This window comes from Marinobacterium aestuarii (genome assembly GCF_001651805.1).
Taxonomy (GTDB): domain Bacteria; phylum Pseudomonadota; class Gammaproteobacteria; order Pseudomonadales; family Balneatricaceae; genus Marinobacterium_A; species Marinobacterium_A aestuarii.
In genome coordinates this window covers 22,876-35,831 of sequence record NZ_CP015839.1, presented here as the reverse complement: position 1 = coordinate 35,831, position 12,956 = coordinate 22,876, and the positions used below count along the sequence as shown (strand labels likewise).

Sequence of the window (12,956 nt, the reverse complement as noted above, 5' to 3'; positions counted from 1 at the left end):
CGCGTTCTGACGGACACAGAGGCTAAAACGCCAGAGCGCCCGTCAGGACGCCTTGGCAGCGGCGATCTCACGCAGTCGCTTGGTTACCGCATGGTTCACGCTACGCTGGGTGAAGCTGCCATCGGCCTTGCTCTTGCCGATACTGCGCCCCATCAGCACTTCAAGACACTGATCCACGGTCTCGACGGCATAGATATGAAACCGGCCCTCGCTCACCGCATCGGTGACATCTTTTTTCAGCATCAGATTGCGCACGTTGGCTTTTGGAATCACCGCGCCCTGCTGTCCGGTGAGGCCGCGGGTCTCGCAGAGTTTGAAGAAGCCCTCAATCTTCTCGTTCACGCCGCCAATGGCCTGCACCTCGCCGTACTGGTTAATGGAACCGGTAATGGCGTAGTGCTGCAGAATCGGAATATGGGTCAGCGCCGAGATCAGGGTGCAGATCTCCGCCAGGGATGCGCTGTCACCGTCCACATAACCGTAGGATTGCTCCAGCGCGATGCTGGCCGACAGGGTGAGCGGGAAGTCCTGAGCATACTTGTGCCCAAGGTAGCCCGACAGGATGAGCACCCCCTTGGAATGGATCGGCTGGCCCAGCGCCACTTCACGCTCGATATCGATAATGCCGCGGTTGCCAGGATGCACAGTGGCGGTAATGCGTGCCGGTGTACCAAAGGAAACATCGCCCACCTGCAGCACGGTCAGGCCGTTGGACTTGCCCACCGCCTCGCCCTGGGTATCGATCAGCACTGTCTGATTCAGAATGCTGTCGAGGATCTTCTGCGACAGGCGACCAGTGCGTTTTTCCTTCGCCGCCAGCGCCATTTCGACGTGCCGGTCGCTGATCAGCTCATCCCCCGTCTTGACGCGCTTGTAATCCGCCTCGCACAGCAGATCCACCAGCTCGCCTATATGGGCCGACAAGAGCTCCTGATCCGCTGCCAGACGCGAGCTGTGCTCCACCAGACGCGCCACGGCACGTCGGGTCAGCGGTGCCAGGCCCTCCTCATCGGCCAGGGTCTTGAGCAGGCGGGCGTAGTTGCGAATGCTGGAAGGCTTGCGTTCGACGTCCTCGTCGAAGTCGACCACCACGCGGAACATCTTTTCAAAGTCCTGATCCAGCTCCTGCAGCAGGTAGTACATGTCGCGGCCACCGATCAGCACCACTTTCACCTTCAGCGGAATGGGCTGCGGGCTCAGAGTAATGGTACTGATGCCGGTGTACTCGCTCACCGGATTCTCGATACGTATTTCATGGGCCTTGAGCGCCCGCTTGAGCGCACCATACACATAGGGCTGCTCCAGCAACTTCTCTGCTTCCAGCACCAGATAGCCGCCATTGGCGCGGTGCAGGGCGCCCGGACGAATAAGGGTAAAGTTGGTGACCATGGCCCCCATGTCCGAGTTGTACTCGATGCGCCCGAACAGGTTTTCATAGTTGGGATGGCTTTCGTGGATAACAGGCGCGCCCTTGGTCTTGCCGTTATCCACCAGCAGATTCACACCGTAGGTGTCTTCCATATAGGCCTTGCGTGCGGCATCAGGCGCTTCGAGCACCTTGTCGTCACCGGCAATTTCGCCGCAGTTGCGCACCAGGCTGACTTCCAGTCGGATCAGGTACTCGGGTACGCCCGAGACATTGGCGTACTTTTCCTTCAGCGGCTGAATCAGCGGTGCCACGGCGTGCAGGGCGGTTTCCCGATCCAGCCGCCGCATCAGCTCGGCGGCCTCGCGGCGCCATTTCGGCAGTTCGGTCAGGCTGTCGTTGAGGCAGTCTTCCAGCTGTGAAATGGCGCGGGAAAATGTCTCACGCTCTTCTTCCGGCAGCAGCGAAAATGCCGCTTCGTCCATCGCCTGGCCTTCGGCCACGGGCATAAAACCGATAGTGCCGGATTCGCGAAACAGCGCAATGCTGTGCTCACGGGCCTGACGTTCAACACCTTCGATTGCCTGATCGTACCGGCGGTTAAAATCCCGCTCGATACGGCTTTTCTGGCGCTGATAACCCGGATTTTCAAATGCAGCAGGCAGCTCGGTCAGGGTCGTCTCGATCATGCGGCCGATGTCCTTGCGGAACTGGCCTGCCTTGCCGGCGGGGAACTCCATCACCTGGGGGTAGCGCGAGTCGGAGAGGTTATTGAGGTAACACCAGTCCTTGAGGCGGTTACGCTCCTTTTTTGCCACGTTACGCAGACTTTCCATGGCAAAGGAAAAACGACCGGTATGGGGGTTGCCCATCACAAACAGGTTGTAGCCGGGGCGGCGCATGCCGACGCCAAACTCCATCGCTTCAATGGCACGTTCCTGACCGAAAAAGCCGCTAAAGGGCTCCAGTGTTTCCGTGGTTCGAAACGGCAGCAGATCCGCTTCGCAGGTACGATAAAGCGCTTCGGGGGCTAACGGCTTCAGCTTTTCCATGCAACAACTCCACCGGGGCATTTCTAGTTGTTATACCTTCCGGCGGGGTCGGCTTGCAAGGCAGCGGGCCTCTATCCGTGCCTTGCTTATCGTTTTTTAATCAATCAGTTAAGGAGTCACGCAAGCTATCGACCAGGCTCCGGGTCCCAGGCTTTACACCACGCCAGATGTGAAAAGACTCAGCCGCCTGCTCCACCAGCATGCCCAGGCCATCGAGTACCTTGGCGGCACCCTGCTGCTGTGCCCAGCGTCCAAAAGCCGTGACTTGCGCGCTATACATCATGTCATAGCACCAGCCATCCGCCGCCAGCACGCCGGCGGGCAAGGGCGGGACTTCACCCTGCAAACTGGCGGCAGTGCCGTTGATGATCAGATCAAAGGACTGGCCTGCAAGATCGGCAAAGCCACAGCCCTGCACAGGACCAAGCTCGGCAAAAAGCCCAGCCAGCTCGGTCGCCTTGCCAGGCGTGCGATTGGCGATCACCAGCTGTTGCGGCTGCTGTTCGAGCAGCGGCTGTACAACACCCCGCACGGCACCGCCGGCACCGAGCAGCAACACCCGCGCGTCGCGCACCCTGCCGCCGTGGTTCTGCACAATATCGCGCACCATGCCAATGCCGTCGGTGTTGTCGCCACAGAGCCGCCCCTGTGCATCGCGGTACAGCGTATTGACCGCGCCGGCCAGCTCCGCCGCCGGGCTGCGCCACTGTGCCGCGGCCCAGGCCTGCTGCTTGAACGGCACCGTAATATTCAGACCCTTGCCGCCCCGGGTGAAGAAATCATCCACCGCCACGGCAAAGCCGTCTTCGGGCACCAGCACCGCATCATAGGTCAGTTCCTGGCCGTTTTCGCTGGCAAAGCGGCGGTGGATCTGCGGTGACTTACTGTGCGCAATCGGATTGCCAAAAACTGCGTACCTGTCCATCATTCCAACTCCAGCCAGTTGTGCGGTTTAAGGTAGTGATCATACAGGCGGGCTTCGGCACTGCCGGGTTCCGGCTTCCAGTCATAGCTCCAGCGAACCTCGGGCGGCAGCGACATCAGGATCGACTCGGTACGCCCGCCGGACTGCAGACCAAACAGGGTGCCGCGGTCATACACCAGGTTGAACTCCACATAGCGCCCGCGGCGGTGCAGCTGGAAATCACGTTCCTGCTCGCCATAGGCGGTATCGCGGCGTTTCTCAATGATCGGAACATAGGCCGGCAGGAAAGCATCGCCAATGGAACGCATCAGCGCAAAACTCTGCTCAAAACCCAGCTCATTCAAGTCATCGAAAAACAGGCCGCCGATACCGCGCGGCTCGTTGCGGTGCTTGATGTAAAAGTAGTCGTCACACCAGGTCTTGAAGCGCGGATAGATCTCGGGCCCAAAAGGGTCACAGGCCTTCTTGGCCACCTGATGCCAGTGCTGGCAGTCCTCGTCATAACCGTAGTAGGGCGTCAGATCGAAACCGCCGCCAAACCACCACACCGGCTCTTCACCTTCTTTCTCAGCCAGGAAAAAGCGCACATTCGCATGGGATGTGGGCACATGGGGATTATGCGGATGCAGCACCAGGGACACGCCCAGCGCCTGAAAAGTACGCCCGGCCAGTTCCGGCCTATGGGCCGTCGCGGAGGCGGGCAGCTGATCACCGTGCACATGGGAGAAATTGACACCGCCCTGTTCGAACAGGGCACCGTCATTCATGACGCGGGTACGACCGCCACCGCCGGCTTTGCGTACCCACTTGTCGGTATGAAAGCGCTGCTGGCCATCGGCAATTTCCAGGGTTGAGCAGATCAGGTCCTGCAGCTCCAGCAAATAAGCCTTTACCGCCATAATATCGGGTTGATTCATCCGTTCACCATGTAAGTAAATACTTACTTTCTAATTAATTGATTACTGCCAAGGTCGCAAATTTGTGTTGGCCGCCCAAGATTGCCCAGCTGTCCCGGCACCACATAATCAAGCCCAGCACCGAAGTAGGTATTCACTTTCAGTTTTGAGCGTGCCGGTGCCGCGGCACTGCGGTTGGCCGACGTCGACACAATGGGGCCGCCATAGGCAGCACAGAGTTTGCGCACCACAGGATGGGCACTTACCCGCACCGCAACGCTTGAATGGCGCCCGCGAACGCCCTCGGGCGCCCAGCCTGTGGGATCGGGAATAAGCCAGGTCACGGGCCCGGGCCAGCTGGCCTCAAGCTGAGTCAGCTGGGCATCCGACAGTCCCTGCAACAAGGGTTTTATCTGACCCATATCGGCAGCCACCAGAATCAGTCCCTTGTGCATGGGCCTACGCTTGAGTTCGAGCAGTCGCTCAATAGCAGAGGAATTAAAGGGGTCGCACCCCAGCCCCCAGACCGCCTCGGTCGGGTAGGCGATAACACCGCCGCCACGCAATGCACGCAGCGCCTGATTCAGGTGCCAGTTGTTCATGAGTATTACCTGAGCGATTTAGGTATCGGACGAGCAGCGGAGGTAACCCCCCGCTACCGGCTCGATAACGCCTTTCAATTCCAGAGAAACCAGTAACGGCATTAACTGCGGTGTTGGCAGGCCCGTCAAGGCCACCAGCTGGTCAATATCGGCGATATCATACCCCATTTTTTCCAGCAATTGCGCCTCGGCCGCAGGCAACGCCAGGGCAGGAACAGGGGCAGGACTGCTGCTCTGAGCGGCGTAGAATCCCAGCAATGCAGCCAGGGGTTCCAGTACATGAGCCACGGTTTCAACCAGCACCGCACCTTCACGGATGAGCTGATGACAACCATGGGCGGCGGGATTCTGAATACTGCCTGGGATGGCGAACACCTCGCGCCCCTGCTCCAGCGCCATGCGGGCCGTGATCAGGGAGCCACTGCGTGGCGCCGCCTCAATCACAAGCACACCGGCACTGAGGCCGCTGATAATGCGATTGCGTTTGGGGAAGTTGGCAGGAAGGGGCCGACTGCCCGGCAGGAACTCGGACACCCAGGCACCGCCGGTATCCAGAATGCGCTGCGCCAGAGCCGTATGCCGCCGCGGATAGACCTCATCCAGCCCGGTACCGAACACGGCGATGCTGGCGCCTTGCCGATCGACGGCGCCCTGGTGTGCAGCGCCGTCGATACCCAGCGCCAGGCCGCTGGTTACAACCATGCCAGCCTCGCTCAGTGCGGCGCTGAACTTGTAGGCATTGGCAACACCAGAGCGGCTAGCATGGCGACTGCCCACCAGTGCCATCTGTGGCATCGCCAGACAGCCGACATCACCCCGTACAAACAGCAAGGGCGGCGGGTCCGGAATTTCCAGCAACAGGGCAGGGTATTCTGTGTGATCAAGCGTAAGGCAGCAGGCGTCGCCATCTTCGAGCCATGCCAGGCAGCTCTCCAGGCGCTCGAACAGGGGGCTGTTGCTGTAATCCAGGGATTCCATCGCCCGCAGCGTGGCGGTACGGGCCCCGACAAGGCGCAGCGCCTCGGGGTTATGCAAGAAGAGTTGGGAAGGGGAAATACCGGCTACCGCAAGCCTTTTAAGCCCTATGGGGCCGACTCCGGGCAGGAGGCTTGCAGCAATCCAGTCCCTTGGATTGCTGCCCATAGATTATTCCTGAATCAGGGTTCGAAGACCTTGTCGCCCACCGACATCACGTTGCTGGCGTTGAGCACCAGGCCGTAGCTGACCTTGTCAAAGACCTTGAACAGCATCAGCAGACCGGCACGCTCGTCCGGCAGAGCTATGCGCTCGCCGGTAACCGGATCCCGTACCTTCTCGCCGGTACGGTAGATCGACATGACATTACCCGCTTCCACCGAGTCCCGCGCGCCAACATTGACGGCAACGGCGTTGAACTGGCCAATCTTGGCTACTCCGCCGAGTACCGAGAGGATCAGACCTTCAGTGCCTTCTGGCACCGCTGAAGGCTGAAACAGCGACTGGATGCGGCTTTCCTCAATGGGCAACACGCGGTCCAGCAAACGAACTTCCTCACGGGTCTTGCGCAGATCCAGCGTGATGATGTCCTTCTCCTGGGCCGGAATCGCGGTATCGGCGATCTTGAGCATTTCATAGCCCAGGAATTCGCCGGTCACAGGGTCGCGATATTCGGTAGCCGGACGATACAGCGCCTGTAGCCGCTCATCGGATTTCAGCTCGCCGCGGGCATAAACGCGATCGCCGGCACCGGCAAGTATCCGATCATTACGGCCACCGACGACATAAGGCGCATTGTTCAGCAGATCCTCGTCGGCCACCAGGTGGTCAGACAGGAAAGCGATAATGTCTTTCAGCGGAATGGCCGGAATCGCATCATCCAGTGGCGAGACCCGTGCCTTGGGACTCAGCCGGGTACCACCCGGGCGCAACGACAGGCGCGGCTGACCGTTTATCCAGCTCAGATAGATAATATCGCCCGGATAAATCAGATGCGGATTATAGATTTGCGGGTTTACGTCCCAAACATCTGGCCATTGCCAGGGATGTTGCAGAAAGCGACCAGAAATATCCCAGAGAGTGTCGCCCTTTACGACGACATATTCTGTTGGATAATTTTCACGCAGCTGAATTCTGTCTTTTCGTACTTCGGCATTGGCAACCGAAACGGTGAGAAGCAGCAGACAGGTAAGCAGTCCGCACAGCAGTTTCTTCATACCCAAATCCCTTGTTAGAACTACCCCAGAAGCGTCGCTTTTCCAGCGTGGCCGATAATATAAGGCGCAATGCAATGAGCAGCGATATCAGTATAATAGGCTGATAGCTGAATTTCGCCATTCACGGCTCACTTTGAACCCTAGTAATTATCGGACCTCATGGCCAAACTACCGATCCTCGAATTTCCGGACCCGCGTCTGCGTACCATAGCAGAATCCGTCGAAACGGTTACTGAGAATACTCGTCAGTTAATCGACGACATGTTCGAAACCATGTACGACGCACCGGGTATTGGCCTGGCGGCCACCCAGGTTAATGTGCATCAGCGCATCATCACCCTTGATGTTTCCGACGAGAGCGATGCGCCCCTGGTGCTGATCAACCCTACCTTCGAAGTACTCGATAAAGAACTTGAGCGCATGCAGGAAGGCTGCCTGTCCGTGCCCGGCTTCTATGAAAATGTCGAAAGGCCCAACCATATCCGCGTCAAGGCGCTGGATCGTGATGGCAACCCTCTCGATTTCGAAGCCCGCGACCTGCTGGCTGTCTGCATTCAGCATGAAATCGATCACCTCGATGGCAAGCTGTTTGTCGATTACCTGTCGCCGCTCAAGCGCACCCGGATTCGCAGCAAGCTGGAAAAGAAACACCGTCTGGAAGAAGGCCAGCCGGTCTAATCCGCCGCTGGCGTTTGCAAGACTTGCAGGCGGGCCCAGAGGCCCCCTGCAGATCGATTTCACAAGGGAGCCCCCCGATGCCCGAGCCGCTGAGAATTGTCTTCGCCGGCACACCCGACTTTGCCGCAGCCAGCCTGCAGGCCCTGTTTGACACCCACCATAAGATTATCGCCGTCTATACCCAGCCCGACCGTCCCGCGGGACGTGGCCGCAAGCTGACTCCAAGTCCCGTCAAGAGGCTTGCGCTGGAGCAGGGTATAGAGGTTTACCAGCCGCTTTCGCTCAAAGATGCAGACGCGCAGCAGGAACTGGCCACACTCAAACCCGACCTGATGGTCGTGGCCGCCTATGGTCTGCTGTTGCCCAAAGTGGTGCTGGAGATACCACGGCTTGGCTGCATTAATGTGCACGCCTCGCTGCTGCCACGCTGGCGCGGTGCCGCGCCCATACACCGGGCACTGCTGGCCGGTGACAGCGACACCGGCATCACCATCATGCAGATGGATGTGGGCCTGGATACCGGCGACATGCTGCTCAAGACCCAGTGTCCGATTCTGTCCGACGACAACAGCGGCGCACTGCATGACCGCTTGGCGGCGCTCGGTGCCAGCACCCTGACGCAAAGCCTCGCGGCAATCGAGGATGGCAGCATCAGCAGGGAAGTGCAGAACAACGATCAGGCCTGTTACGCCCACAAGCTTGAAAAGCAGGAAGGCAACATCGACTGGCAGCAAAGCGCAGACTACCTCGCGCGCCAGGTTCGCGGCCTGTCGCCCTGGCCGGTCGCCTTCACCCAGCTCGAGGGCACAACCCTGCGCATCTGGGCCGCCAGTGCGCAGAACAATACCCAGAGCTGCAGCAGTGACGCCTTACCCGGCACTGTGATCGCGGCAGACAAGGATGGCATTTGCATCGCCTGTGGACAGGGCACCCTTCGCATTACACGACTGCAATTGCCCGGCGGAACCCCGCTCAACAGCGCAGACATTATGAATTCCAGGCGTGAGACCTTCCGCCTGGGCACGAGGCTTGGAGCCGCATGAACCTTAGAACACTGGCCGCCCAGACACTGGCCCCCCTGCTGCTGCACCGCGGCTCTCTCAGTGCAACGCTTCCAACCTCTCTCTACACCTGCGTTCCGCGGGACCGCGCGCTACTGCAGCAACTGTGCTACGGCACCATGCGTTTCGAGCCCAGACTTGCCCTGATCGCCGAGCACCTGCTGCAAAAGCCATTTCGCGACAAGGATGCAGATCTGCAGGCACTGGTGCTGCTTGGGCTCTACCAGCTCGACCAGACCCGCATTGCCGACCACGCCGCCATCAGCGAAACCGTCGATGCCACCGAAGATCTGAACAAGAACTGGGCCCGCGGTCTGGTCAACGCCGTGTTGCGCCGCTTCCAGCGCGAGCGTGACAGCATCATGGAAACCCTGGGCGACAACCCGCGCCTGCAGTACAACCATCCCGACTGGATGATTGGCAAGCTGCAGCAGAACTGGCCCGACCACTGGCCCCAGATCATGCTGGCCAACGACCAGCCCGCGCCCATGACACTGCGCCTCAATACCAGGCTCAGTACGCGCGAAGCCTATCTCGAGCAGCTCTATATCGCCGGCATTGAGGCAACACCCGGGGCCTTCGCCGAAACCGCCATCTACCTCAACCAGCCCTGTGATGTCACCGAGCTGCCGGGCTTTGCTGATGGCCTGGTCAGCGTGCAGGACGAAGCCGCACAGCTGTCGGCCCCCTTGCTCGACCTCAAGCCCGGCCAACGGGTACTGGATGCCTGCGCCGCACCCGGCGGCAAGCTGTGTCATCTGCTGGAACACGAACCCGGTCTTGCCAGCGTGGAAGCGGTTGAGCTCGATTCACGCCGTGCCGAACGCATTCAGCAGAATCTGCAGCGCCTCAAGCTGAGCTGCACCGTCACCCTGGGTGATGCCGCCAGCGAAAAATGGTGGGACGGAGAGAGTTATGACCGCATCCTGATTGATGCCCCCTGCAGCGCCACCGGTGTCATCCGGCGTCACCCGGACATCAAGTACCTGCGCCGCAACGAAGATCTGAAGCGCCTGGCGGATCTGCAGCTGAGCATTCTGCGCAACTGCTGGCACATGCTCAGCCCGGGCGGCAAGCTGCTCTACGCCACCTGTTCTGTCTTCCCGCAGGAAAACGAGCGCTTGCTCGCCCGCTTCATCAAGGCGCAGCCGGATGTTCGCCACCTGCCCATAGAAGCGGACTGGGGCCATGCACGGCCACTGGGGCGCCAGCTGTTCCCGCAGCAAGATGGACACGATGGTTTTTACTACGCTGTACTTGAAAAACCCGCCAACTGATCAGGGCAGGCCCCGCTGACCTATGAAAATCATCCTACTGGGAGCCGGCCAGGTCGGCGGCACTCTGGCAGAAAACCTTGCCATTGAAGCCAACGATATCACCATTGTTGATACCGACAGCGCGCGCCTGCGCGAACTGCAGGATCGGCTCGATATCCGCACCATCGAAGGCAAGGCCTCCTACCCCAGCGTGCTGGAGCGCGCAGGCGCCCGGGATGCAGACATGCTGATCGCCGTCACCAACAGTGACGAAGTCAATATGATCGCCTGCCAGCTGGCCCACACCCTGTTCAATACCCCGACCAAGATTGCCCGCGTGCGTGAGCACGACTACCTGCGCAAGGAAGGGGAAATTTTCAAGAACCAGGCCATCCCGGTGGATGTTCTGATCAGCCCGGAACAGCTGGTGACCCAGCATATTCAGCGCCTCATTCAGCACCCGGGCGCACTGCAGGTGCTGGACTTTGCCGAAGGCCAGGCCCAGCTCGTGGCGGTAAAAGCTTATTACGGCGGCCCGCTGGTCGGGCGCGAAATATCCTACCTGCGCACCCACATGCCCGCCGTGGATACCCGTGTGGCCGCGATTTTCCGCCAGGACAGGCCGATTATCCCCCAGGGCAATACGGTGATCGAGGCCGACGACGAGGTGTTCTTTATCGCCGCCAAGCGAGACATCCGTTCCGTGATGAGCGAACTGCGCCGGCTCGACAATCCCTACAAGCGCCTGATCATTGCCGGCGGCGGCAATATAGGTGCCCGCCTGGCCGCCAATATCGAAAACCAGTTCCAGGTCAAAATCATCGAGCGCGGTATTCAGCGCTGCAACACCCTGGCCAAGACCCTCGAGAACACTATAGTCCTGCACGGCAGTGCCTCGGATCGCGATCTGCTGATCGAGGAAAACATCGAAGACACCGATGTTTTCCTGGCGCTGACCAACGATGACGAAGCCAATATCATGGCCTCGATGCTGGCCAAGCGCCTGGGCGCCCGTACCGTGATGACGCTGATCAACAACCCGGCCTATGTTGATCTGGTGCAGGGCGGCGTGATCGACATCGCCATTTCACCGCAGCAAACCACCATAAGCGCGCTCTTGACCCACGTTCGCCGCGGCGATGTGGCCGCCGTGCACTCGCTGCGTCGCGGCGCCGCCGAAGCCATTGAGGCCGTCGCCCATGGTGACAGACGCAGCTCCAAGGTGGTGGGGCGGGCCATCGAGGATATAGATCTGCCCCCCGGCACGACCATAGGCGCCATCATCCGAAACGACGAGGTTCTGATCGCCCACGATGATGTCGTGATCGAGAATGGCGACCACGTCATCCTGTTCCTGGTAGACAAGCGCCGTATCCGCGACGTTGAGCGCTTGTTCCAGGTTGGTCTCGCCTTTTTCTGAGCGGCTAGCACCCTATGCGCTATAGAGTCATTCTAAAAATTCTCGGCATTCTGCTGATGATATTCAGCATCACCATGCTGCCTGCGCTACTGGTGTCCTATATCTACGAGGATGGGGCACACCAGTCCTTCGTGGCAGGCTTTGCCATTACACTGCTCACCGGCTTCTTTCTCTGGCTGCCGGTACACCGCGTGCGGGAGGACTTGCGCACCCGCGACGGTTTTCTGATAACAGTACTGTTCTGGACAGTGCTGGGGCTGTTCGGGGCCGTCCCCCTGATGCTGGCGGACTACCCGCATTTGCGTGTTGTGGACGCGGTATTCGAGTCCGTCTCGGGGCTCACCACCACCGGCGCCACAGTGATGACCGGCATCGACTGGCTGCCCCCCTCGATTCTGTTTTACCGCCAGCAGCTGCAGTGGCTGGGCGGCATGGGGATCATAGTGCTGGCCGTGGCGATACTGCCAATGCTGGGCATCGGTGGCATGCAGCTGTACCGGGCCGAAACGCCTGGGCCTGTAAAGGACTCGAAACTCACCCCGCGCATCACCGAAACAGCCAAGGCCCTCTGGTATATCTACCTGTCGCTGACGATCGCCTGTGCGCTGGGTTACTGGCTGGCGGGCATGACCCCCTTCGATGCCATTGCCCACAGTTTCTCGACCGTCGCCATCGGCGGCTTCTCGACCCATGACGCCAGCATTGGCTACTTCGACAGCCCGCTGATCGAAGGCATCGCGATCTTTTTCATGCTCCTGTCGGGGGTCAACTTCGGCCTGCACTTTTTCGCCTGGCGCCAGCGCTCGATCCGTCATTACTTCCAGGATCCGGAGTTTCGCTTCTACCTGACGCTGCTCGGCGGCACCGCCCTGATCACCTTTATGGTACTGGCGCTGACGCAAACCTACGCCGTTAACGAAGCCCTGCGCCGGGCGGTATTTATGGTCGTATCCATTGCCACAACCACCGGTTTCTCCACCGCGGACTTCGCCAACTGGCCGGTCATGCTGCCGTTTCTGCTCTTCATTACCGCCTTCGTCGGCGGCTGTGCGGCGTCCACCGGCGGCGGCATGAAGGTTATCCGCATCCTGCTGATCCTCAAGCAGGGTTACCGCGAAATTCAGCGCCTGGTACACCCCAGCGCAATCATCTCGGTCAAGGTGGGCAACAGGCCCATCTCTGACCGGGTGCTGGAAGCTGTCTGGGGATTTTTCTCAGTCTACCTGCTGGTATTTGTACTGATGCTCCTGGCGCTACTGGGCACAGGACTGGATCAGGTCACCGCCTGGTCGGCGGTGGGCGCCACGCTGAACAACCTGGGCCCGGGTCTGGGGGATGTTTCGGTGCATTTTGGCGGCCTCAACGACACCGCCAAATGGATCCTGTGCTTTGCCATGCTACTCGGACGTCTTGAGGTCTTCACACTGCTGGTGCTCTTTACCCCCATCTTCTGGCGCCGCTAAAACAACACAGGGGCCGCAAGGCCCCTGTGTTGTTCAAAGTGCAAT

The 12,956-nt window shown here is 59.8% G+C and carries 11 protein-coding genes; 5 read left to right on the top strand and 6 right to left on the bottom strand.

Translation table 11 applies throughout. From position 1 onward, the window contains the following. Nucleotides 1-42: 42 nt before the first annotated feature. The 6 genes from A8C75_RS00140 to A8C75_RS00115 all read right to left on the bottom strand — a co-directional run bounded on the left by A8C75_RS00140 (nt 43) and on the right by A8C75_RS00115 (nt 7,033). Nucleotides 43-2,418, bottom strand: coding sequence for a Lon protease family protein (locus tag A8C75_RS00140; RefSeq protein ID WP_067376387.1), 2,376 nt, complete (start codon nt 2,416-2,418; stop codon nt 43-45). A 100-nt stretch (nt 2,419-2,518) separates the two neighbouring features. After that, the gene (aroE, locus tag A8C75_RS00135; RefSeq protein WP_227819992.1) at nt 2,519-3,343 is read right to left on the bottom strand and encodes a shikimate dehydrogenase; all 825 of its coding nucleotides are present in this window, start codon (nt 3,341-3,343) and stop codon (nt 2,519-2,521) included. Next, nucleotides 3,343-4,260 (bottom strand): oxygen-dependent coproporphyrinogen oxidase, encoded by a 918-nt coding sequence (gene hemF, locus A8C75_RS00130; RefSeq protein ID WP_067376382.1) that lies wholly within the window; start codon nt 4,258-4,260, stop codon nt 3,343-3,345. The genes aroE and hemF overlap by 1 nt, the downstream gene beginning before the upstream one ends. A gap of 23 nt (nt 4,261-4,283) precedes the next feature. After that, complete coding sequence (gene tsaC, locus A8C75_RS00125) at nt 4,284-4,841, bottom strand: L-threonylcarbamoyladenylate synthase type 1 TsaC (RefSeq protein WP_067376378.1); 558 nt, start codon at nt 4,839-4,841, stop codon at nt 4,284-4,286. An 18-nt stretch (nt 4,842-4,859) separates the two neighbouring features. Further along, a complete protein-coding gene (dprA, locus tag A8C75_RS00120) occupies nt 4,860-5,984 on the bottom strand; it encodes a DNA-processing protein DprA (RefSeq protein ID WP_067376376.1) in 1,125 nt (374 codons plus the stop codon). Nucleotides 5,985-5,998: 14 nt separating this feature from the next. Further along, nucleotides 5,999-7,033 (bottom strand): LysM peptidoglycan-binding domain-containing protein, encoded by a 1,035-nt coding sequence (locus tag A8C75_RS00115; protein WP_067376374.1) that lies wholly within the window; start codon nt 7,031-7,033, stop codon nt 5,999-6,001. A gap of 159 nt (nt 7,034-7,192) precedes the next feature. Between A8C75_RS00115 and def the strand changes: the two genes are divergently transcribed. The 5 genes from def (at nt 7,193) to A8C75_RS00090 (ending at nt 12,911) form a co-directional block, all read left to right on the top strand. Continuing rightward, nucleotides 7,193-7,711 carry a peptide deformylase gene (gene def, locus A8C75_RS00110; protein WP_067376372.1) on the top strand — a complete coding sequence of 173 codons (519 nt, stop codon included), beginning with the start codon at nt 7,193-7,195 and terminating at the stop codon, nt 7,709-7,711. A 77-nt stretch (nt 7,712-7,788) separates the two neighbouring features. Further along, entirely contained in the window at nt 7,789-8,754 is a 966-nt protein-coding gene (gene fmt / locus A8C75_RS00105; protein WP_067376369.1) for a methionyl-tRNA formyltransferase, read from the top strand. Continuing rightward, on the top strand, nt 8,751-10,049 hold the full coding sequence (rsmB, locus tag A8C75_RS00100) for a 16S rRNA (cytosine(967)-C(5))-methyltransferase RsmB (RefSeq protein WP_067376366.1): 1,299 nt from the start codon (nt 8,751-8,753) through the stop codon (nt 10,047-10,049). The genes fmt and rsmB overlap by 4 nt, the downstream gene beginning before the upstream one ends. A 22-nt stretch (nt 10,050-10,071) precedes the next feature. Further along, nucleotides 10,072-11,448, top strand: coding sequence for a Trk system potassium transporter TrkA (gene trkA, locus A8C75_RS00095; RefSeq protein WP_067289157.1), 1,377 nt, complete (start codon nt 10,072-10,074; stop codon nt 11,446-11,448). Nucleotides 11,449-11,462: 14 nt separating this feature from the next. Then, entirely contained in the window at nt 11,463-12,911 is a 1,449-nt protein-coding gene (locus A8C75_RS00090; RefSeq protein ID WP_067376363.1) for a TrkH family potassium uptake protein, read from the top strand. Nucleotides 12,912-12,956: the final 45 nt, after the last annotated feature.